The organism is Verrucomicrobiia bacterium, from assembly GCA_035629175.1.
Taxonomy (GTDB): domain Bacteria; phylum Verrucomicrobiota; class Verrucomicrobiia; order Limisphaerales; family DASXHY01; genus DASXHY01.
This window is the reverse complement of sequence record DASPIL010000069.1, coordinates 20,774-43,886: the sequence shown is the minus strand read 5'-3', so window position 1 is coordinate 43,886 and position 23,113 is coordinate 20,774. Positions and strand designations below refer to the sequence as shown.

The window sequence follows — 23,113 nt, the reverse complement described above, 5'->3', positions numbered from 1 at the left end:
CTCTACGGACTATCCGTTTACTTCCAGTTGCTCTCCACGGTTCATTTCTGAACCGCAGTTACCTTCAGTCTCTGGCGGGAAGCGCCGCCAGACAGGGACTCTCACCCTGCGATGTGCGTTGTATCCCAAGCGCACTAGCGCCGACTTCCAGTCGGCATAACGCGTTCCCTTTCAATCGACCTGGCAAAGTTCGAGCAGGCGTCGTTCTCTTCTCTGGATTCTGACATGCCTCTCAATTGCGGCGCGTTTGGTTTCGCTCATCGTAAGCCGACTCCAAGTCGGCGCTCCGGCTCGCCGTTACTGATTTCTCAGAAACATCTTTCCAGGCAGCTGCTTCACCCTGCATCTGTAAGCCCTCCAACGGCTCCATCTAAAGCGCAGGCTTGCGGCTGGCTTACCCTGCTGGTTCAAACGTCAACTGCCCATCAATCCCGCGAAAACGCGCGCTGCTCCATGTCCATGCCTTTGCTTCTTTCATCAAGCCGGCTTGGACAGGATTCTGCTCGATATAGTTTCGTGCCTTAACCGCTTGGAATTCATTGCGCATGTAGGTGTCCCAATACTCTCGCTCCCAAAAGCGGCCTTCGCGGTGCAAGATTGTATTCGCCTCCCTTGCAATGAAGCGCTTCCAACTTTGGAGCACTCTCGACATGGGAACATCGCGCGTCTGCATCAGAACATGGCTGTGATTTGGCATTATGAACCATGCCAGCAGGTCGTAGCGTTCACCATGAAAGTGTTGCAGCGCGCATTCCGCAATCCTGGCAATGCGCTCGTGGCCTAGCCAGCAGGGCCCATGCCCCCGGGGTCGAGATACTGCTCCAGCTGCTTGCGCCGCTCGCGGTTGTTCTCGATTCGCAAAAGCGCCTCCCATTCGCCACGACGTGCAGCAGGAAAGCTGTCGCACAATCGGAAGGTCACAAACTGAATCAATCCAGGGCTGTCGCGGTGAGGCAGGTATCCGCGTTGATGCCAGCCGATGAAACTGTCCGCCTTTGCCTGAGCGTCCAGCCGTTGGGCCCACTTTTGTTTGCCTTCCACCAACTGTTGCAAACCACGATTGTAAGGTGGCCGGCTATCGCCACCGGAGCGCCGACTTCCAGTCGGCTTAGCGCGTTCCCTTTCAGTCGACCTGGCAAAGTTCGAGCAGGCGTCGTTCTCTTCTTTGGATTCTGACATGCCTCGCAATTGCCGCGCGTTTGGTTTCGCTCATCGTAAGCCGACTCCAAGTCGGCGCTCCGTTCGCACTTACTGATTCTTTACGAACAACTTCCCTGGCAGTTGCTTTACCAGGCGCTTCATTTCCAAACTCAGCAGAGCCACGGACACGGTCGAACTCGGCAGGCCGCTCTTGCGGATGACTTCGTCGATGGTGATTTGCTCGCGGTCCAGCGTGCCGAAGACTTTCTGTTCGTGGTCGGAAAGCTCCAGCGCGGGCAGGAGGCCGGTTTCGTTTGGGGCGGGTGGCTTGTTGCTTGTTGGAAACAGGTATTCAAATTCGCTCAAGATGTCCTCCGCCCCTTCGCACAACTTCGCGCCCTTCTTGATCAGTTCATGGCAGCCTTTGCTCCGCGGTGAGTCGATGCGGCCGGGAACGGCGAAGACCTGCCGGCCGTACTCTGTTGCGAAGTTCGAAGTGATCAGCGCACCACTCGAGAGGTTCGCTTCCACCACAACGGTGCCCATCGTCATGCCGGCGACAATGCGGTTTCGGATGGCGAAGGATTGTTTGTCAGCCTTGCGGTTGAACGGGTATTGCGTGATGACCGCGCCGCTGGCCGCGATGCGTTCGAACAGTTCCCCGTTCTCGGGAGGGAACACAATATTGATGCCTGTGCCGAGCACCGCGACCGTCCGGCCTTTCGCCGCCATGGCACCTTGATGAGCCGCGGTGTCGATGCCACGCGCTCCGCCGCTCACGGCCGTGACTCCGATGTAGGCGAGCTGGTATGCCAGCTTCCGTGCGACTTCGAGCCCGTAATGCGTCGTCATCCGCGAACCGACCAGTGCGACGCCGTTTTTGTCCTTCGCGAGGAGATTCCCCTTCACGTAGAGGACCAGTGGCGGATCATAAATTTGACGCAGCAATTCAGGGTATTCCGCGTCCTCCTGTGTCACCACGTGGCATCCATAATCATTTATGCGTTGGAGCTCAGCCTCCAAATCAATCGTGATCTTCCAATTCGAAATGGCATCCGCGGTGTCTTCCCCGATTCCGTGGACATGCAGCAACTGCGCCTTGGTTGCCTGAAGAATGTTTACCGGGTTTTCGAAGACCTGCAGAAGTTGTCGAACCCGAACCGGCCCGACGTGATCGATCATGTTCAACCCCACCCATGCATCCCTGGTTTCCATGGGCTTGAATTATCCTGCCGGCCCGTCGTCGGCAAGCGAGAACGTGCGTCGCTTTTGAATGTTAATTCGTCGATTGGCCGGCCTCGTCCATTTGTGCTACACCTACTCCGTGCGTTTTGGCTCGCTGACATTGGAATCGAACCTCTTTCTCTCGCCGCTGGCGGGATACACCAATCTCCCGTTCCGCCTCGTCGTGCGCGAGATCGGGGGAGTGGGCCTCGTCACGACCGACCTCGTGAATGCCCGCTCGCTGCTTGAAGGCCGCGACAAGGCGTTCAAGTTGATCGAAACGCGCCCCGCCGATTCTCCGATGGCTGTGCAGCTCTTCGGCTCGGTGCCTGAAGAGATGCGTGACGCTGCGGCAATGATTGCTGAACGCGGGGTGGCTTCGATCGACATCAACATGGGTTGCCCCGTGAAAAAAGTCGTCAAGGTGGGCGGTGGTTCCGCAATGATGACAGAGCTCGACAAAACCGCCGCGCTCGTGCGGGGCATGGTCAATGCCGTGAAGATTCCGATCACCGCAAAAATGCGGCTCGGTTGGGATGACGCCAACATTACTGCCCCCGACCTCGCCCGTGCCTTGGAGGATGTCGGCGTCGCCGCCGTGTTCGTCCATGGACGAACACGCGAGCAGGGATTTGGAGGCTCTGTGAATCTTGCTGGAATCCGGGCCGTCGTGCAGGCGCTCAAGAGGATTCCTGTCATTGGAAACGGCGACGTCACCACACCTGAAGCCGCGCAACGCATGATTGATGTCACGGGATGCGCGGGCGTGAGCATTGGACGCGGGGCGTTTTATGATCCGTGGATTTTCCGGCGGACGAAACATTACCTCGCGCACCGTGAACTTCTGCCTGAGCCATCGTTTGACGAGCGGATTCGCGTGATCATCCGTCACCTGGATCTGATGATCGAAATCTTTGGCGAGGATTTGGGCTGCCGGATGTTTCGCAAGGTGGCGCCCTGGTATGCAAAGCGATTCGGCCCCGCCAGCGAGTTCAACAAGAAGGTCGTGCTGCTTTCATCCCGGCAGCACTTCCACGAAATCCTGGAACATTACCGTTCGTGGCGTCAGCAATTCCTTGATGAAACGGGAGAACTGAAGCCGAAGTTCCGCCCCGGGCCGATGGCGGCGTCGTACATCGAGGACGCGCCTGCCGCTACGCAGCGCCAGCAAATTCCTGTGCCTCGCGGCCCGGTGGAAGTCTGGTAGCGGGATTTGTCCCCACGCGGCGCCGGCGATCCGGATCACCGCCTCCCGCGCGCCAGATTTGCCTCAGCAGCGGTATGAACATCAGCAGCGCAAAACCCCGCCCGCGGTTGTCATGAAATGGCCTAACGTCATCGGGCGGAGTCACAGCTTGAGAATCCGCTGCAGACGATCCGCCAGCTCCGTGACGTCGCGCCCGGAGAAATCATGAGGCAGAACGACGTCAGCCCATCGTCGCTGCGGCGCAACGAATTTCTGATGCATCGGCTCCACGCTCGTTCGGAATTGTTCTTCAACGGAACTGCGTGTTCGTCCGCGTGAGACAATGTCTCGTTCAATTCGCCGCCGCAGGCGCGTTTGTATTGGACACTCGATGAAGACCTTCAGGTCGAACATCCGTCGCAACGCGACTGGCCTCAACAGCCACAGCCCGTCGACGAGCACAACACGCGCAGCTTCCACGGTCCGGGTGCGCTGTTCGCGGCAATGGGTCTTGAAGTCGTAACAAGGCAGCGCGGCTGGGCAATTCGCCATGAGGTTCGTGAGAACCGCCTCCAACGCGGCCCAGTCAATGGCGCGCGGGTGATCGAAGTTGATCTTTCCCCGCCTCGCTTCCGTAAGGTGGGAGCGGTCGTGATAAAAATCGTCGAGCGAGATTCTTTGGGCGTGCGGGGCAAGCGCGGTTTCGAGGCGTTCGGCGAGCCATGTCTTGCCCGAGCCGCTGCCTCCAGTGATGGCGACAAGGAGGGGAGCGATTTTCATGAAGCGACCGCAGTCTGCTCGCGTTGGACCATGCGCGCAAACATTTGCTCCAGGCCATCAATATAATCCTCAAACGCAAAACGCTCGCGCACGATTCGCCGGCCATTTTGTCCCAGGCGTCGCGCGAGCGCCTTGTCGGCGAGCAGTTGATCGACGCGTTGCGCAAATGTCCTCCGATCCATCCATGGAACGAGAAATCCATTCTCGCCATCGCTCAGCCATTCGCGAATGCCCCCTGCGTCAAACGCTACAACGGGAACCCCGAAGCGCATCGCCTCAAGCCCAACCGCACCGAACGGCTCCGGCCAGACCGAGCTGACCACAGCCAGGGTTGCTTCGCCATAGAACTCTGCCATGGCGGCGGGTGGAACATACCCAAGGAATCGCACGCAGCTTCCGAGCCCCAGTCGCTGGCTCAATTGCTCGCAGTGTGCGCGATGATGCCCCTCACCCAGGATTACGCATTCGAATTTGGAGCTGACCTGGACGAGCGCTTCCAGAAGGACATCCACACCTTTTCCCCGGATGACCTGTCCTGCAAAAATGAGCAAATTACGATCGGAGAAATTCGAAGGCGGCGCGTCATCGGCCGCAGGCGGAACGGGAGCATGGATTTCCACGCGCTCAGGCGCGAATCCGTTTCGCAGTAGTTCCTGTTTCATGTAGTCGGTCGCGACGATCATGCGATTAAACTTGCGATTGATTCGAAGTTCCTTCCGTTTTGCCGTAAAGCTCATCCATTTGAACGGCAGGCCACCGCTGCGGTCGCGCGCGAGAACGGCGCCACACGGAAACACGCAATGCCATCCCGCTGCGCGAGTGCAGATGCGGCGGCTGAATGGCGAGTACTTGTAACTGCGAAGGCAATAAAGGTCGTGGTCATGAACCATTCGTGCCACGGGAACAGCACTGTCTGCGAGATCACGAAGAACCGAGAGGTCGGCCATTTTGTGTACGTAAACGGCGTCGGGTTCGAAATCGCGGATGACTTCAGCCACGGAAGAGTTGCCCGAACTGAGGGAATAGCATTTCTCGAACACGCGGATCCATTCCGCTTCAGCCCGGCCCGTCGATGGACCATGCAGTATTGCCAGGGAATGGCCGCGGTTCTTCAGTTCCCTGGCTGTGACCAGCAGGTTGACTTCAGCTCCCGCCATCGCTCCAAAGCGATCATGAACAAAAAGGATTCGCATCGACCAACGCGCATGTTCATGGCGAGCTGCCGAAGATCACAAGTGGGGAGAAGCCCCACGAGTCGCAGCGCGGGTTTCCTCTGTGCCAATCACTGCGCGGCGGCAGTTTTCACCTCCTTGTCAAAAGTCAGACCAAAACCGAAGGGGAACAGCGCATGAGTCGCCGACTTCAAAGCCGTGGATGTAACCTCAGGTCCTTTCGGCCATGGCCGAGGGAGTTTTCCGGTTGGTTTGAAATCCCCGAACAGGACGTCGGAGATGCCCAAACCTTCTGTTCCAGGAAGCCATGCTGCCACAAACGCGTCACTCGCTTGCAGGGCTTCGCCCAGGACGAGGGGCCGTCCGGAGAACAGCACTGTGAGCACGCGCGCGCCACTGGCCTTCGCCCTGCGCACCAGCGCCAGGTCTTCCGCTGCCAGCTGCAGCTCCTGCCGGTCGCCCTTCATTTCCGCGTACGGTTTTTCGCCTATGACAACAATCACCACGTTTGGATTCCCAAGATCGTTTGCGTCGGCAGAGTACGAGACCCGGCTGTCAGCGCCGATGCTTTTACGAATGGCCTGGAGCAGGGTTGTGCCGCCGCGCGTAATATTTCCGCTATCCCCCTGCCAGCTGATCGTCCATCCGCCGCATTGAACCCCGAGATCATCCGCGGCTTTTCCCACGACGGCGATTCGGTTGTTGTTCCTGGCAAGCGGCAAAATTTTGGAATCGTTTTTCAACACTACCAACGATTCCCGAACAGCCTGGCGCGCTACACTGCGATGTTCCGCGGATCCAATGGCTGCCGTCAGGGCGGGATCCACTGGCCGGTTGGCGAAGACCCCAGCATCCATTTTAGCCTTGAGGATCCGGCGTACTGCATCATCGATTCGCGTCATTGCCACGCGCTTCTCATTCACGAGCTCCGTTAGCTTTGTGATGAACTCCACATAGTTGTTCGCCTGCCCGGGTCCGTTGGGAACCATTACCATATCCAGGCCCGCGTTGATCGAAGCTTCAATGCTGCCCTTGTAATCGTAAGGAAGCTGATCGATGGCTGCCCAGTCAGACACGACAAAACCTTTGAATCCAAGTTCCCCCTTAAGCACGTCGGTAAGAAGGTGCTTGTGCTCGTGCATCTTCTTTCCGTTCCAACTGCTGAACGATGCCATGATTGAAGCTGCGCCCGCTTTGATCGAAGGAAGATACGGTGCCAGGTGAACGCGCCGCAGCGTGGCTTCATCGACAACCATGTCGCCCTGATCGCGGCCCTCGCTTGTGCCGCCATCTCCAACGAAGTGCTTCACGCATGCCAGGACGGAGCCGGGTTGAGAAAAGCTGTTGCCCTGGAAGCCGCGAAGCGCTGCAAGCCCCAATTCCCCAGCGAGCTCGGAGGAGTCCGAGAAGCTCTCATAGGTGCGCCCCCAGCGGGGATCCTGGGCAACGGCAACGCACGGAGCGAAGGTCCAATTGATGCCGGTGCCCGCCACTTCCCTTGCTGTCACGCGCGCGGCCTGCTCGACGAGCCCAGGATTCCTTGTCGCTCCGAGGCCAATGTTGTGTGGGAAAATCACGGCTCCGATGACGTTGTTATGCCCGTGCACCGCATCGACGCCGTACAACAGCGGAATTTTGAGCCGCGTTTTTTGCGCCCAAAACTGGCAGTCGTTCGCGAGCTTAAGCCACCCTTGGGGCATGTTATCAACGGGATCCGAGCCGCCACCGCTGAGCACTGAGCCGAGAAAATATTTTTCGATGTGCGACTTGTCCTTGAGCGCCTCGGAGTCGACCTGAGTCATCTGGCCAATTTTCTCCTCAAGCGTCATTTGGCCGAGAAGGGCTTCCACTTTGTCGTCCCCTGCAAGAACGCTTGCAATGGAGACCATGAATCCTGCCGCAAAGGTGGCGGCCTGCCGAAAGCGGCGCAACGACGCCGGGTTTTCAAGTGCCATCAGGAAATTGCTCATAGTTCAAACCGTTAAAGGGAATTCACCGCAAAGACATCGCCAAGGTTCTGGCGCAAATTTGTCCAGGTCCAACTCTCAACGTGACCGTCGCAAAACGAGAACACCGCGCGTTTGTTGTGGCGCGCAGCAGGCTGCTTGTAGGGAGCAACGGTCCAGCCGCGGCCCGGATCGGGCTGTTTCGTGACGACATCGGTCCAATAGCCCGCTGCAGGTAATTGGTCGAAACGCACACCGCTCTTGGTGACGCCCACGTCGCCGATCAGCCAGATCTGGCTGGCCCGGCGAATCTGCGTGAACTTGCGGCTGCCGAGCGGCGATCCATCCATGTTCTTGCCGTAGCGGACCACGCCGCTCGTGTAAGTGTTGCCCTCGAGAGGTCCGTAGCCTTCGCAAGGCGACCTGAAATACGCCACCGTGCCGGGATCGATGTCTGAGTCTTTCACAGCCGAGCAACGCCAGACATTGTTCGAAACAGCCGAGCTCGTCAGGTATTTGCCCTGATCGAGAATCACGAACCACCATTCCGTCGTCACTGCGGGAAAGACACCTGTGTTCAAGGGCGGAAGAAAATCGTTGTTGTCGGACGCATACATTGCGAAGCCCAGAGCGATCTGCTTGTTGTTGCTGAGGCAGGTGGTGGCCTTCGCCTTTTCCTTGGCCTTGCTGAGCGCGGGCAACAACATCGCGGCAAGGATTGCGATGATCGCGATTACAACCAATAGCTCGATGAGCGTGAAACCCGGCTGAGAAACGGAACGATTCCGATTACCTTCTGTCTGTCGGCAACGCATCGGGTCGTTCCTCTACAGCTTCGGCTCGGTGCTCCGTTGCTGCAGCCACTGATGGTCGTCGACGCTCCCGTCGGCGCGCGTCGTTCGGCTGGCATTGGATTCCGGTTTGAGACTCACGACTTCCTTATCCCTCCACTTGCGCATTTCTGAATGGCCGTCGGCATACGACATGCCGCTCGCGCGATTGTGGTAAGTCGCGGGGTAATCGTACCAGGCACTCGTGCCAACCCGGACTACAAACCAGCCGTCATTGATGCTCGCGGAATTCTCGTCGATCGTGACCCAGACTTCCGAAGGCCGGCGGATCTGGCTTTGTTTCCTGAAGAGCACCCCCACGTTTTCGTTCAGCAGCGTTTCTGTGCTGATTGGATTCATCCAGGCGTTCATGGACATGCTGCGCCGCGTCGGCCTGCCCGCTTCGATGTTGGAGAGTTTGCGATCGGCGGGGCATTTGTAGACATCAATGTTGTTGATGTAAGGGAACAGCAATCCCTTCCTGATCAATTCCGGATCCGTGTAGTTTACATCGCCCAAGACCCAGTTCGCCTTTTTCCCACCCGGCTGTGCATCGACGTCGGTCGGATTGGTAACAAGCCATGCCGTCCCGCCGGTCTGAACAATTTTTTCGTTGTTATCGTTCGAATAAAGGACCCAACCCAATTGGAGTTGGCGCAGGTTGTTCAAACACTGAATGCCCTGTGCCTTGACCTTCGCCTTGCTTAACGCCGGGAGCAGCATCGCGGCAAGAATGGCTATGATGGCGATCACGACCAGCAACTCAATCAAGGTAAAACCCCGGCGGGTTTGCCTTCGGGACTTAAGCGTGATCATTGAAAGGGCAAAACGGGTCACAATCCTCATAGCTCAATTCAGTAATCCCCGAAGCCGGGTGGCGGCTTCGGGGAAGTTTTATTTCTTACAGCGTTACGATCCGATAGAGACGCTGTGATCCAGTGGTCGGATAGGAACGGGAAATCACCTGGCCTGTGCCTGCGATTTCTTCCAGCACAGCCCATGGATCTCCAAGGTTATCCTTGTATTGGATCTGATAGGTGGTCGCGCCCTGGGATTTCCAGTTCAGTTGCAGGGTGTTCCCCACCGCGACGGGATTCACCGCGGCCGGAACCTTCAGCATGAGACGGGCGCTGTCGTAGTAGAGCGAACCGTTCCCCAGGCTGTTTCCCAAGTCATGCATCGTCACTTGAAAGCGCACCGTGGTTGTTCCCGGCGGTGCGACAAGATACTTCGCATTCGAGGTGGGGGGCATCGTTCCGAAGCCGCCCGCGTTCGTTGCCTGCAGATTAAACCAGACATTCTGGGGAGTTTCCGGAGTGATGAACTCGGTGATGTATTGCTGGAGAACAGTGCCGCCGTTGCGGAACTGCACCTCGATGAAGCTCTCGCTATCAGCGCCAACGGAAGGAATGGGATCGCCGCTGGGGTTGTAGAACCACATGTCGGCTGCGAAGATCTGGCCCGGGCTAGCCGGCACATCCTGATAGATGCCTGACCATTCGGCGTTAAACGTCGTGAAGCTCACGTAGGTGCCTTGATGCACGTTCACGTTTCCGCCACCGAAGTAGATGTCATTTGCGTCCTGCAGCGAACCGAAGCTCGGATCGGTCGATTCGAACCGAACCCAGGGGCTTTCATTCACGCCTGCGGGATCGTTCTCAAAACCGGGGTTCTCGAGGAAGTTCGCGAAATCCGCATACGATTTCACGACCAGATTCGCTCCTGTATCGGCCGATCCCGAACCCGTTGAGAGGCTAACGAGGTAGAATCCGGATTGTGCAACCTGCACGTTTGTGAGCGTCAAGGTGGATGTCGTCGCGCCTGATGCGTTGGCACCGTTAACGACATTATTCGTGACCCCATTGATCACAGACTTCCATTGGTAATTTAGCGGAGAGGAGCTTGTTGCGCCGACGCTGAACTGCACGGTCGATCCTTGCTCGACGCGCTGGCTCTGCGGGTTCGATGTGATCACTATGTCGAGCACGTTGACCTGCACCGTTTGCGAATCAACAGAACCAGCAGTGTCAGTCACAGTGACGCTGTAGGGACCGGAATCGGTCACCTGGGCGTTTGCGATGGTGAGCGTTGGGGTGTTCGCTCCCGAGATGTTTCCTACGTCAGAGAGATCGACGTTGTCGCGTTTCCACTGATAGCTCAACGTTGTCGCTCCCACTGCAGCAACACTCAGCTGAACCGCGGTTCCTGTTGTCACAGTTTGGCCAACAGGCTGGGTCGTGATTGCAGGATCTGAATCTTCGACAACCACCGCCAGTCCTGTGAAGGCATCGGGCGAGCTCGGGGCGGTGTTAGGTCCGAACGTGTAGAAACCGTACTGACACACGCTGCCAGCGCCGATGTTGCGGGTGACAGTGAACGCGCCCGGACTAAGATTGGTCGTTGTCGTGATTCCAATAAACCCGTACGAGGCGGTGAATTCCTTGATGAACGCAACAACGTGCCATGCGGCATCCGGCGTGACGGTGGGCAACCCGCCCAAATCGGTCATCGGAATGCTATTGGAAATCACCGTGCCTTCGAAGGTGACGGCCTGTCCGGCGAACTGGGTTCCAACGTCCACGTACCAATTTGCTTCGATCAGCTTATTGGCCGTTCCATCCGGAAGATTCCAAAACTCATTTGCGATGTCGTAGGTATTCACGTTGGGCCGCATGATCCCAACCGTGCTGAACGGCCAGCCGGAAGGGCTGTTGGCGGGCAGGAACTCGGCCCGGAGATCAGCCAGTCCCCACGCGCTTCCGAATGCGTAGGATGCAAACCCGTTGGTTCCGACGACGTTATTGAAGCCCTGCCAGGTCTTTGTGGAATCCACCTTCACCGTGACCTGCGCGTGGCTTTCCGCAGCACCCAGAAGCATCGCAGCCGCTGCGATGATAGGTGCGATCAACATTCGGTATGTTTTCATCATTGCCCTCTGTTTGATTGGTTGGTTGAACTCGCTGACTCGATGAATCGGATCCTAGACTTCAAAACGTTTTCGCAGGAGCAGGCCGGTGAGGCCCACAGCAACAAGCGACAAAACGGTCGGTTCAGGGATGGGTGCAATCTGCACGGAACCAAATGGCCCGACATCCGTTGCCCATACATTCACGCCCGTCATCTGGAAGCCAAACTGAACATGCCGCGCGGGATCGTTGATCGTAGCGAGGCTGACGCTGAACATGCCGGGGGTGAGGGGCACCGTGGTGGTGACTGACGAAGAATAGTCAGGCGCGAAATCCTTGATGAAGGCGACCGCCGTGTGCGAGGTGGTCAGGGAATTTGCGAGTACGGTGCCCGTAAATGTCACCATCTGCCCCGACAAGGGACCTGTCGTTTCCTGGTAAAAGTTCGCTTCCATGATCTTGTTGCCGGGTGCGCCTGGCGCGCCTCCGCCAATATACCAATAGGCCGCGAGGTCACCGATGGTGTTGGGTGCCAGCGTCAGCGTGTCTCCCGAAAAGCTCGCTCGAAGGTCACTCGTGCCCCAGCTGCTGCCGAATTGAAAGGCGCCGCCATCCGAAGGCAGGTTGAAGACGTTCATGTAGCCGAGCCATGAGGCGCCCGGATCAACGGTGAGGGTTGCGGCGGGAGAAGCGGCTGCAGCGAGAAGCAGCATCGCGCCAAGAGAGGCTTTGCACCATTGAATCGATTTTTTCATGCGGAGTTGGTTTGGGTTGTTAAGCAGAAAACAGTGGCAGCCTACCAGCGAGGCTCTCCCTGCCTAGCTACCAAAGTGGGTAGTATTGCTCTGGATACCTTGGATCAGGTAGCCTTGAAATGCCAGACGTCCGTGATTGATCCGACCCCGAATTCAACCGTGGGGATTGCGTTCAGCCCCCGACGAACCCAAATACTCGGGCTATTGCAACAAACGATCGATCACTCAGGAAGGCTATGACCTGGCGAACCGCCGGGATCTGCAGAACGATGATCAAGACAATGAAACCGTAGCGTGCCATTTGGTAGTATGCCTCGTAGCTGATGTTTAAGAGGCAGCGAACCACCTGCGAACCGTCCAGGGGCGGAATAGGCAGCAGATTGAAAAAACAGAGCAGCAGGCTGATGAACGCCCAGCCCAGGCAAACTTCAACGGCGACAGGAATGCCTGCGAAAAGGAAAAGCCGGCCCAAGCCGATCAGCGCGATGGCCAGCAAGACGTTCATCCACGGCCCGGCCAGCGTCACCAGGATGTCATCCAGCTTCTGATTGCGGAGATTGTACGGATTCACAGGAACGGGACGCGCCCAACCAATAAGGAAACTCCCTAATCCCGACCCTTGCATCGACAGGAATAGGGCAAACAGTGGAATGGCCACTGTCCCGATCGGATCGATGTGAACCAGCGGGTTAAGCGACACCCGCCCCTGAAGCTTGGCGGTATCATCTCCGCATTTCAGCGCCATCCACGCGTGCCCGAACTCGTGGAAGGTGAGCAAAATCACGAGGCCGATATATTGGATCAGCCCTTCAACCAAAAGATTCATGTCCATCGCCGGCGCAGCTTACGCGCCGTGACGCTTGGAGTCGAGGGTGGACCCGGCTACCCGTTCAGAGCCTTACAACAACACCGGAGCGCCGACTTGCAGTCTTACCGCACCATTTTTGAATTGCGGGCTCAATTGAAACAGCCCTCGTGGAATCGGGCATAACGGTTCAACCGGAACGTGGTCGGCTCGTCAGTAGGTGGAAGCCAACTGCAAGTCGGCACTCCGGCGGCCAAACGCTGGCCACATTGGAAGCGGCTGCTGGGTTTTTGATGGACGTTGACCTCGGTGAACGGATCAATCAGTTTTTGGCCATGGGAACAGACGCTCTCTCCGCAGCCCAACTGGCGGCTCATATCGAACACACTCTGCTTAAGGCGGATGCCACATCCGCGGATATCGAGCGCCTTTGCGCTGAAGCCCGGCATTTCGGATTCCGCTGCGTCTGCGTCAATGGATCTCACGTCGAACATGCCCGTTCCTTGCTGGAAGATACGAACATCCAGGTGGTGGCCGTGGTCGGGTTCCCACTCGGCGCCATGGCGGGCGATGTGAAGCGTTTTGAGGCAGAAGCGGCGATCGATGACGGTGCCCACGAAATCGACATGGTGATGAACATCGGCCATCTCAAAGATGCACGCGATGCCGTGATCCTGCGGGAGCTGCGCGACGTGGTTGAATCTGCGGATGAACGGCCGGTCAAGATCATCCTGGAAACAGGCCTGCTGGACGGGGAACAGAAGATCCGCGCGTGCCAGCTGGTTCTCGAGAGCGGTGCTCATTTCGTGAAGACCTCGACTGGCTTCGGCCCGGGCGGGGCAACGGTCGAGGACGTGCGGCTGTTGCGCGCCACGGTGGGTCCGAAGTTCGGGGTGAAAGCTTCAGGCGGCATACGTGACCTGGAAACCGCCTCGAAGATGATCAACGCAGGTGCCGACCGATTGGGAACCTCGTCTTCCGTTGCCATCGTTCAAGATCTTTTACGGACATCGAAGCCGGCGTGACAGCGCCCCTCATGCTGAACTGCGATCGTTCAATTCGGGTTCCTGCGTTTGCGCCCGCAGGGGTTATTGATCTCTCGTGAACTTGAGATCCACCAGCCCGACCGTTAGATCCGCGATTGGTGGCGGGCTGGTTGTCTTTGTCGGTTTGCTCTTGTGGGCGACACCCGCTGGGCAGGGATTCATCCATGGGAGCTACGATTACCTTTTCCGCTTTGGGTCACGTGCACCGAAGACTGAGATCGTTCTCATCCAGCTCGACAACGAGGCGTATGATTTCTATCAGCAGGTGCGCGGCGAACCTTGGGATCGCGGACTTCACGCCAGCCTGCTGAATCGTCTTGCAGATGATGGATGCGCGCTGGTGGTCTTCGATGCCTTCTTTCGAGCGCCCCGGAATCCGGAAACCGACGCTGCTTTGGCTGCGGCCATGCGCCGGCAGAGGGCGATGGTTCTGATGGCGGAGCAAGCCCGCGTCACGCACCCTGAGATCGCTGGAGCCCGCCCCGTCGTCCCGGCCGAGCCGTTCCTTTCCGCGTCGCGCACGAACTGGGGCGTTGCCTGGCTGGATCCGGACGTCGACGGAATCGTTCGGCGGCATTGGCCGTTTCCCGCCCCAGGACCTTATCCAAGCCTCCCGATTGTCGCTGCCACGGCTTCAGGAGCGCCTCCTTTGCTGAAGCCTGTCGAACTGTGGCTGCGCTACTACGGCCAGAATACCTGGGATGAATTGAGCTATCGCTTCGCGTTGTCGCAACCCCAGGGTTTTTACAGGGACAAAATCGTATTTATCGGATCGCATCCGCGGACCTCGTTAAGTGGCGATGAACGCGACGAATTCCTGACGCCATTCAGCCGTTGGACGGGCGAAACCACGGGGGGCGTCGAAATCCTGATCACGGAATTCCTGAACCTGAAGCGTCAGGAAGGATTGCAGCGTCTTCCGGGATGGATTGAGGCATGGTTGATCGCGCTCTTTGGCCTCGGTCTCGGGGCGACGTTATGGCAACGCCGATGGAAATGGATCCTCGTGACGGGGGTGGGGGCAGGGGTGGTCCTCGGCGCGAGCGCGATCATAGCGAGCCACGCCTCGAACTATTGGTTTCCGTGGATGATTGTCGTGCTGGCCCAGGTTCCGACGGCCATGGCCTGGGCTCTTGCCAATCGCGTCCACCTGTTTGCGGAACGTTCGTTGACGACTGCGGCAGCCGCCGTTGAGCCAGTGGAGCCGAAGCCGCATGTGCCTGGATATGAGCTCTGGCCGAAGCCTTTTGGAGAGGGCGCCTATGGAAAAGTGTGGCTGGCTCGGAAAGGCTCGGGTCCTTGGGAAGCGCTCAAGGTGGTTTACCTGGCCCGCTTCGATCAGCGAACAGAACCGTATGAACGGGAATTCAAGGGCGTGAATTTGTACCGCCGGATTTCGGACCAGCACCCCGGCCTCCTGCGGGTCACCCACGTCAGTGAAAAGCTTCAAGGGTATTTCTACTACGTGATGGAACTGGGCGACAGCGTCACGCCCGACTGGCGCGGCGACCCCAACCGCTACAAGCCGCGCGACCTGGTGAATCTCCGCGCAGGGCTGCATCGCAGCCGCTTGCCGGCTATCGATTGCATTCGCCTCGGCCTGATGCTCTGCGAACCTCTGGATTTCCTTCATAGCCAGGGTTTGACGCACCGCGACATCAAGCCCCAGAATATCATCTTCGTGGACGCCAAGCCAAAGGTGGCCGATGTCGGGCTCATTGCGGAAATCCGTCGTGCAGATGAACAACGAAGTATCGTGGGCACTCCAGGTTACATGCCGCCACTCCCGGAACTTCCAGGAACCGTCCAGGCAGATATCTATTCACTGGGCATGGTCCTTTACGTTTTGAGCACTGGAAATCCCGCGTCGCAGTTCCCCGAGATTTCTTCATCGATGGTGGAAAGCCGCAGCGTGGAGGAGTTCTCACTGCTCAATGGCATCATCGTCAAAGCGTGCCACCCGGACCTGCGGCAACGGTATTCATGCGTCACGGAGATGTGCCGCGCCCTGGCTGCGGCGGAAGCGAAATTGGTTTCGCTGCAAAAGAACCAGCAGGAAGGGCGTTGATCGGAATCCAGCAAATCCCCTGTTCTGCAAACTTCTTTGAAAGATTTGCCAATTTGATGCGTATAAGCCGTGGCTCGCGGTGGAGCATGCTTGGGATCGGGCTCGTTTAACGGGCTCAGCCGGGATATCGCTGCTCGATCGGGGCTGCTGTTGCTCAGGGTAATGGGAGCAACAGCTTAGCTTTCTACAGGATATTCGCTGCCAGTTCGGCCAGCTCCGAACGTTCGCCCTTCTGGAGTTCGATATGCGCGGCGACAGCTTCAGAACGGAAACGGCTCACGATGTAATTGAACCCGTTCGAGGATGAGTCCACATACGGGTTGTCGATCTGGTAAGGGTCACCCGTGAAGATGATTTTGGTCCCGTGTCCCACGCGCGTGATGATCGTCTTCGCCTCGAGAGGCGTGAGGTTTTGCGCCTCATCGATGACCATGAACTGATTGGCGATGCTGCGTCCGCGAATGTAGCTGAGCGCCTCAACCACGATGCTGCCCGAACGCATCAGGTCTCCGCTGCGCCGATGCTCCTGGCCCATGTTCAAGTCGCTTAACATCTCAAGCGCGTCGTGGATCGGTTGCATCCAGGGCGCCAGTTTTTCCTCGAGCGAGCCTGGAAGGAATCCGAGTTCCTTGCCCATGGAGATTGTCGGGCGCGCGACGATCAAGCGGCGGAACTCGCGATCATGCACCACGCGCTTCAACCCGGCAGCCATGGCGAGCAGAGTCTTGCCGGTTCCCGCCTTGCCCATGAGCGTGACCAGCTTGATGCGGTCGTCGAGCAGCGCATCAAACGCGAAATGCTGCTCGCGGTTGCGCGGCTTTATTCCCCAGACACCTTCGCGACAGTCGACAATCGGAATGAGCCGCGTGCCCGAGGCATCGACCTTCGTCAGCGCTGTCCGCTTCGGATTGGTTTCATCCGTCAGCGTGCAATATTCATTCGGAAAATATTTCCTGCCGGCGGGAAGCTCAAGTTCCCCTTTCGCGCGGAAGGCGGCGAGCTGCTCCGCTGTAGCGGGCATTTCCAGCATCCCTGTGTAGAGATCCTTGATGAAGACTCGATCTGTCTCGTAATCCTCCGCCTGCAGCCCGATCGCATCCGCCTTGATGCGCAGGTTGATGTCTTTGCTGACCAGAACGGCTGGGTTCTTCGGCTGCGCCTTTTGCACAGCGGAAGCCATCGCGAGAATGCGGTTATCCACGGAATCGCCGTGAAAGAGTTGTACGTTGCCATTGCCGTTCGCCTGGCCATCTTTCTCGACAACGATCTTCAGCTTGCCGCCATTCGGCAGCTTCACTCCCGCACTGAGGCTGCCATCGCCACGATACGAATCGAGCATTCGCGAAACGGTCCGCGCGTTCTGGCCCAGCTCGCTTGATTCCCTTTTGAAGCGGTCAATCTCTTCGATGACTTCGATGGGCAGAAGGACGTTGTTTTCCTCGAAATTCAGCAGGGAGTGGGGGTCGTGGAGAAGGACGTTTGTGTCGAGTATGTAATTTTTCACGAGCGCGGCGGGTCAAATTGAATGTCGGACATCAGGCGGTACCAGCGTTTAATCTTCGGATGTGCCTTGGGAAGGCGATAGTGCCCCGAATAGAGGAAATTCCCCAGCATCCCGAAAAGGTCGAAGTCAACAAACCTGGGTTTATCGCCGAGGAGAAAACGATTGTGCTCCAGCATCTGTTCGAACGGAAGGAGTCCTACCTCGAGGCGCTTCAGCCAGGCATCCTGCTGCTCGCGCCATTGATCCAGGCAGCCGCGCCCAAACTTTCGTTCCTTGTGGCGGACAAACGCCGCCTGGTCGGCCTTGGGCACCAACTCGCGCCAGTAGACGTCATCGAGCCGGAACGTGCAGCCTTCGATTTCACCTTCGATGTAGCGCCACAGAATCGATTGAACACCCTCGAGTTCCGCGGGAAACAGATCCAGCTTCAGCTTGCGATCCAAATATTTGGCGATGTCCTGGGAATCCTCCCCCGATTCAAAAGCGACGTGACGTCCGTCGCGAACAATCGGAACGCCGTAATATTGCTCGCGGGTGAGTTTCCAGATGAGAGAGCGATCGCCGTAGGCAATGTTGAGGATCTTGAAAGGGACGCGCGAGAATTCCAGGATTCGCCGCTGAACGATGCAGAAGGGACTCCACGGAAACTGAACCAATTCAATCATTCCAAAATTTCAGGCGCTGTGTGGCCTCAACTTAGGACCGTGATTTTGGCCTGACAAGCGGAAACCCAAAAAAGAAATTCACTGCGGGTTTTCATCCCCGCACGGAGCGTGCGGCAATCCTTCGCGGCACTTTTCGAGCGCGTGCCTTGCGGCCTCGCTTTCCGCCGCCTTTTTGCTCCGTCCGCTGCCTCGTGCCAGTTCCATGCCTCCGTGATGAACCGTGCATTCGAATACTCGATCGTGATCAGGTCCGGTGGCGGAAACCACGTGGTATTGCGGTGACTCGCTCGAGTTCGCCTGCAAGAATTCCTGCAGCTCCCCTTTAGGATTATCAACCACGGTTGTCGCGGCCCCCGACCCGAGCCATTTTTTGAACTGCTCAAGAACAACCTCTCGTGCGGCTTCGAATCCGCCATCGAGGAACACCGCGCCTAGCACTGCTTCATAGGCGTCCGCCAGCGCCGATTGACGATCGCGCCCGCCATGCAACTCCTCGCCGCGGCTCACCAGCAGGTGGCTTCCCAGGCCTATCTCGCGTCCGTGATCGGCAAGCGCGCGCCGGTTCACCATTCTCGCGCGGGTTTTCGTCAGCGGCCCCTCCTCGTATTCAGGAAAGCGTGTGAAAAGTTCACTCGTCAAAACCAACTGCAGCACGGCGTCACCGAGAAACTCAAGGCGTTGGTTGGTTTCGATCTTGTGCCCGATTTCATGCGCGATCGAAGGGTGCGTGAGGGCCAGCTTCAGCAGTTGGGGATCGCGAAACCGATATCCGAGTTTAGCCTCGAGTTGGTCGTAATCAGCCACGTTGCAATGATTCCGGCCGACCGGATTCGCCATGTTCTTCCGTTGCAGCAGGATTCTGCGGGTCAGCTGACGGCGCCGGTGTATCGGGATTTTGTGCGGCGGCTTGCGCGGCGAACCCGTGTTCGAGAAGGTGGGCTACATCGCGCTGCACCTTTTCAAGCTGGTCCAGGTGCAAATCGGGATCGGTTATGGTGAACACATCACCCGAGGCGGGGTGTTCATAAATGAAGATGCGTTGGCCGTTGCGCCGAATCTGTTCCTTCACCTTCAACAATCGTTTGCGTTCCAGCATCACGGCAAGGATGTACCCCGCGGGCATGTACTCCGGATCGTTCAATTCGATCAGTTTTCGCAGCAGAGTCTCAGCTGTTTCTTTCTTGATGGTTTCCGTGGGAGGAGGAGGCGCCTGGTAGACTCCCTGCCAGCATGAGACAAAGCGGTCACTGCGGGCACCAGCCATTTTCTCCTGCCAGCAACCCGCGCAGAAATCGGATCGGCGAAGACCGGCTTTTTCGTCCACAAGGACGGTGTGATAGGATTCCTGGTCTGCGAACGTTTTGCCGCAAGCTTCGCAGCCGTGCCCGCGCGACTGAATATTCCAATCCGTTATCACAATGCGCGTTCACCATAGCGCCGACCCGACCTGGTCTGCAAATGCATTTGCCAAGAGCTGCGAAACTCCATCCGGCTGTCTTACGGATAAACCAGCCGGAAGAAAACGTTCCCGGGTTCAGGACTGACGGGCAACACCATTCGATTGGTCGACGTCGAGAGTTCCACGCTAATCCAATTAGTGCCTATCCCCGCGTTGGCGCTGTTGGTTTGCATTTCCAGCCGCCATCCGAAATTTCCGGCAGGCCATTCGAGCTGAAGGTTTCCTGCTGACCGGTTTGCCGTTATCGCTGGCGGCGCCGCGATCGCAGTAACCACTCCTGCAGCCGCAGACAGGGGGCTTTCGCCCGCTGCGTTCGTGCTGTTCACCACATAAAAGTACGGCAACCCCTGCCCGAGCCCGCCGTTGGTGAACGCGTTGAAAGTCGTGGATCCGATCCATTCGTACGGTCCGCCTTCACTTTCAGATCGAAACACATTGTATCCCGTCGCCGAAGCCACGGCTTCCCACTGCAACTCGATCCAGCCGTAGCCGCCGGCTGCTGTCAGAGCGGCAGGGGCTGCGAGGGGCGTAAGGAAAGTCGCCACTTCGCCGGGTGTCAGCGTCCCGCGATAGATGCGAAAATCATCAATCAATCCATTCAGATAGGGATCGCTGTATTGCGAACGGCCGAGGTAGTTCAACGTGGTTGAACCGAGGTGCGCCGGCTTCAGGCTCAGGGAGCTGTTGGTTCCGACAGGAATTCCATCGATGTAGAGAATTCCCTCCGAGCCGCTCACTGTAACAGCCACATGCTTCCACACGCCGACCGGCAGCGGGCCCGCGCCGTTGATGACCTGTTCACCACCACCACCGCTGGTTGTAATGGCGAATCGAACGGCATTGTTGGCGCCGTTCTGCGGAGTAAGGAACATGTTCACGGAGGTTCCGGTGCCGAAATCAAAAAGGCGCGTCCATGAACTCAGTGAATTCAATCGCACCCAGGCGCTGATGCTGAAGTCGAAAAGATTCGTGAGGATGCCCGCCGGCAACGTCACATGCTGGCTGTTGGCGCTCGCAAGGTTCACGGCGTTGCCGGCGTAACCGGCCGCTCTCACGGGGGAGTTCACAAGGGTTCCATTCCATCCGTTGCCAGCCGAATCCGCGGCAATCATGCCTGCGGCTTCATCGAACTTAAGCCATGCGTGCAACTGCGCTGGCGCCACATTGGCTGTCGCGCTTGCCTCGGGCGAATCGACCGATTCACCATCCGCATTGCTGGCGCTCACCCTGTAGTAATACGTGACGCCATTGGTCAGGCTTGAATCCACGTAAACATTTCCCGTGACGCCCGAGCTCACGGTGGCGTATGGCCCGCCGCTCATGGGAGACCGCTTCACGGTATACGACGCCGCGTTCATGGCGCTGGTCCATTGGAGACCGATTGAGCGGTTGCCGCCCGTCGCGATCAATCCTGCGACATTCCCTGGAACCAGCGGCAGCGTGATGGCGACCTTATCGAACATGGAGGTGTTCACCACCCCATCGTTGCGACTGCTCACGGCAAGGCCAACAAGGCTGTTGCCACTCGACGCGACTGCTGTGCTGCCGAGCATCAACCAATTGACTCCATTGGCAGAGCGGTACGCGGTCACCGTGTTTCCAGAGCGAGCGAGGCGAAGCCAGTATGGAATCGATACCAGTGCTTCCGATGCGAGATGCTCGGTTTCGTCGCCCGTGCCGGGGCGCGCATCCAGGGCGATTCCATTTTCTGGCGTGATAAACTGGAGCACGTATCTTGAGTTTGCGTTTGTGCTTTCCCGAATCATCAACCCTGCCTTCGCCCATGGATTCGTATTGTCACTTGCCGTGACGCGCGCGCTGATGATAAAGTCGCCCGCGACTGGTTGGTAAACAAAATGGAATTCATCCGAGGTGCCGCCTATGTCCGAGCCGGAGCCCGCCACCGAAAAAACGCCATTCGAGATGCTGGACGATCCCGGCGCCTGCAGATCGCCTATGTCCGCACTGGTCCAGGGCGATAACGAGCGGCTGTAGATTTGGCACTCGTAGAACGCCGCGGCGCTTCCGGCCGGCGCGACTCCGGTTGCCGTGACACGGACGTACCTCGCGTACGCTGAAAATTGGTCGGTCGTGGTTCCTGTGGCCGTATTGCCGGTTTTATCAAGCAGCACGGTCCATGTCGCGTCATCTGTGCTGGTTTCAATGCGATATTTGTAAGCGCGCGAGCCGGCGCCCAGCCACTGAACCACCGCCTTGCTGATCAATTGCACTGTTCCGAGGTCTACCCGCCACCATTGTGGATACGCAGTGCTCGAGGCCGTCCAGCGAGTAAACGCCGGGTCGCCGTCATTGCTGTTCACGGGGAGATTCCCTGTCAACGAGCTGCTCGCGGTGGCGGGTCGATATTGCGACGCGAGTTCCAGGGGAGCTGTGTCATTGAACACACGCACCTCCCAGAGTCCAGCCCAACCCGCCGTGGCGCCGGTAATTGTGACACGAACATAACGCCCAGTGGCCGACACAAGGTCCGTGGTGGTTCCCTGTACGTTGTTGCCTGTCTTGTCGGCGACTACGGTGTAGTTCACGTCGTCGCTGCTCACTTCGATTCTGTAACGGTACGCCCGCGGCGAAGCGTTATACCAATCGATCACCACTTTCGTGATGGGTTGCACCGATCCAAGATCGACACGCCACCACTGCGGAAACGATCCGCTGGAGGCCGCCCAGCGGGTTGCAGGCGCGCCGTCGTTTCCTTCCCATTGATCGTTTCCAGATTCAGTGGAACTTGCCGTGGCAGGCTGACCCTGCGAGATAGCGCCCGGGGCTGGCAGGTTCACGACGGACGTGCTGACGAATTTCCATTCCTGATCGCCTGAGAGGTCGCTGCCCCAGCTTTGAATTGCGGCCCCGCTTGCTTGTTGGTTGGCGGCATCGAGATACTTTCCCGTGGCTCGATTCGCGATGCGGTAAAAGCCGGAATCACTCGCCACGACCTGCCATTGCTGGCTGAAGTTGGTGCCCGGCGCTGACAACACGATGGGTGCGCCGTTGGTCGACACTCCAAGCGTGTCCAGATTGCGGCCGCTCGCGACGTTCTGGAGAGTGAAATAGCCTCCGGCCAGCAAGGTGATCGTCCATCGCTGGCTGGTGGCGGCGCTGTTGTCCATCTGAACCAGAGGGGCGCCCTCCGCGTTGTTTCCGCCGTTGTCGAGCATCTTGACCGTGGCGCGGTTTCGCAACCGATAGGTTCCCGGGACCATGCCGATCGTTGAATCCGAGAGTCCCATGTCCCGCCGCATCGCGCCGATGAGCGCCACATGCCGTTCGGGATTGATGGCTTCGTTGTCGAAGTTCCAGCCGTACGGCCAGAAGTGACTGGCATCGGCCCCTATGCGGTCGCCCGGCCCGTCAAACGCCTGAATTGCTGCATTGCCGTACGTGCCGATCCATTTGCCATCACGCAGGTTGTTCCACGTGTTGTAGGTGCCTGCTCCCATCCAATGCCCCATTTCATGCAGCGCCACCCGGAAACTGCGCGAGCCACCGAACGTCACCCACCCCTGATAACTTGCCTGCGCCGTGGGAACTCCGGAATTGTAGTTGACCGGGACGCTGCCGGAATAGTTCGCGTAGGTGTTATATGCGTTGATGGCGCCATTCATGCCA

At 58.1% G+C, this 23,113-nt stretch carries 18 protein-coding genes; 3 read left to right on the top strand and 15 right to left on the bottom strand.

What is annotated here, in order from left to right; genetic code table 11:
- Window positions 1–780: 780 nt before the first annotated feature.
- Window positions 781–1,179, bottom strand: a complete 399-nt coding sequence (locus tag VEH04_12445) for a hypothetical protein (GenBank protein ID HYG23587.1) — start codon at window positions 1,177–1,179, stop codon at window positions 781–783.
- A 69-nt stretch (window positions 1,180–1,248) separates the two neighbouring features.
- Window positions 1,249–2,355 (bottom strand): DNA-processing protein DprA, encoded by a 1,107-nt coding sequence (dprA, locus tag VEH04_12440; GenBank protein HYG23586.1) that lies wholly within the window; start codon window positions 2,353–2,355, stop codon window positions 1,249–1,251.
- A 58-nt stretch (window positions 2,356–2,413) separates the two neighbouring features.
- Between dprA and dusB the strand changes: the two genes are divergently transcribed.
- A complete protein-coding gene (gene dusB / locus VEH04_12435) occupies window positions 2,414–3,571 on the top strand; it encodes a tRNA dihydrouridine synthase DusB (protein ID HYG23585.1) in 1,158 nt (385 codons plus the stop codon).
- Between the two features lie 141 nt (window positions 3,572–3,712).
- Here dusB and udk read toward each other — a convergent pair whose 3' ends face one another.
- The 8 genes from udk to VEH04_12395 form a co-directional block, all read right to left on the bottom strand.
- A complete protein-coding gene (gene udk / locus VEH04_12430; GenBank protein HYG23584.1) occupies window positions 3,713–4,330 on the bottom strand; it encodes a uridine kinase in 618 nt (205 codons plus the stop codon).
- Window positions 4,327–5,523: a glycosyltransferase family 4 protein gene (locus VEH04_12425; protein ID HYG23583.1), complete on the bottom strand. Its 1,197-nt coding sequence runs from the start codon at window positions 5,521–5,523 to the stop codon at window positions 4,327–4,329. Before VEH04_12425 ends, udk begins: the two co-directional genes overlap by 4 nt.
- A gap of 89 nt (window positions 5,524–5,612) precedes the next feature.
- Window positions 5,613–7,472, bottom strand: a complete 1,860-nt coding sequence (locus VEH04_12420) for a glycoside hydrolase family 3 N-terminal domain-containing protein (GenBank protein ID HYG23582.1) — start codon at window positions 7,470–7,472, stop codon at window positions 5,613–5,615.
- 11 nt (window positions 7,473–7,483) lie between these two features.
- Window positions 7,484–8,263 (bottom strand): prepilin-type N-terminal cleavage/methylation domain-containing protein, encoded by a 780-nt coding sequence (locus tag VEH04_12415; protein HYG23581.1) that lies wholly within the window; start codon window positions 8,261–8,263, stop codon window positions 7,484–7,486.
- Window positions 8,264–8,275: 12 nt separating this feature from the next.
- On the bottom strand, window positions 8,276–9,124 hold the full coding sequence (locus VEH04_12410; protein HYG23580.1) for a prepilin-type N-terminal cleavage/methylation domain-containing protein: 849 nt from the start codon (window positions 9,122–9,124) through the stop codon (window positions 8,276–8,278).
- 55 nt (window positions 9,125–9,179) lie between these two features.
- Complete coding sequence (locus VEH04_12405; protein ID HYG23579.1) at window positions 9,180–11,189, bottom strand: immunoglobulin domain-containing protein; 2,010 nt, start codon at window positions 11,187–11,189, stop codon at window positions 9,180–9,182.
- A gap of 69 nt (window positions 11,190–11,258) precedes the next feature.
- Complete coding sequence (locus VEH04_12400; protein ID HYG23578.1) at window positions 11,259–11,939, bottom strand: PEP-CTERM sorting domain-containing protein; 681 nt, start codon at window positions 11,937–11,939, stop codon at window positions 11,259–11,261.
- A 172-nt stretch (window positions 11,940–12,111) separates the two neighbouring features.
- Window positions 12,112–12,771 (bottom strand): site-2 protease family protein, encoded by a 660-nt coding sequence (locus VEH04_12395; protein ID HYG23577.1) that lies wholly within the window; start codon window positions 12,769–12,771, stop codon window positions 12,112–12,114.
- 266 nt (window positions 12,772–13,037) lie between these two features.
- Between VEH04_12395 and deoC the strand changes: the two genes are divergently transcribed.
- On the top strand, window positions 13,038–13,769 hold the full coding sequence (gene deoC / locus VEH04_12390; protein ID HYG23576.1) for a deoxyribose-phosphate aldolase: 732 nt from the start codon (window positions 13,038–13,040) through the stop codon (window positions 13,767–13,769).
- A 76-nt stretch (window positions 13,770–13,845) separates the two neighbouring features.
- Window positions 13,846–15,858 carry a CHASE2 domain-containing protein gene (locus VEH04_12385; GenBank protein ID HYG23575.1) on the top strand — a complete coding sequence of 671 codons (2,013 nt, stop codon included), beginning with the start codon at window positions 13,846–13,848 and terminating at the stop codon, window positions 15,856–15,858.
- Window positions 15,859–16,042: 184 nt separating this feature from the next.
- Here the strand turns inward: VEH04_12385 and VEH04_12380 are convergent, their stop codons facing one another.
- From VEH04_12380 to VEH04_12360, 5 genes are all read right to left on the bottom strand, one after another.
- On the bottom strand, window positions 16,043–17,362 hold the full coding sequence (locus tag VEH04_12380; protein ID HYG23574.1) for a PhoH family protein: 1,320 nt from the start codon (window positions 17,360–17,362) through the stop codon (window positions 16,043–16,045).
- Window positions 17,359–18,027 (bottom strand): glutathione S-transferase family protein, encoded by a 669-nt coding sequence (locus VEH04_12375; protein ID HYG23573.1) that lies wholly within the window; start codon window positions 18,025–18,027, stop codon window positions 17,359–17,361. Before VEH04_12375 ends, VEH04_12380 begins: the two co-directional genes overlap by 4 nt.
- A 78-nt stretch (window positions 18,028–18,105) precedes the next feature.
- Window positions 18,106–18,864, bottom strand: coding sequence for a ribonuclease III (rnc, locus tag VEH04_12370; GenBank protein HYG23572.1), 759 nt, complete (start codon window positions 18,862–18,864; stop codon window positions 18,106–18,108).
- On the bottom strand, window positions 18,824–19,444 hold the full coding sequence (locus tag VEH04_12365; GenBank protein ID HYG23571.1) for a hypothetical protein: 621 nt from the start codon (window positions 19,442–19,444) through the stop codon (window positions 18,824–18,826). Before VEH04_12365 ends, rnc begins: the two co-directional genes overlap by 41 nt.
- Window positions 19,445–19,524: 80 nt before the next feature.
- A complete protein-coding gene (locus VEH04_12360; protein ID HYG23570.1) occupies window positions 19,525–23,109 on the bottom strand; it encodes a discoidin domain-containing protein in 3,585 nt (1,194 codons plus the stop codon).
- Window positions 23,110–23,113: the final 4 nt, after the last annotated feature.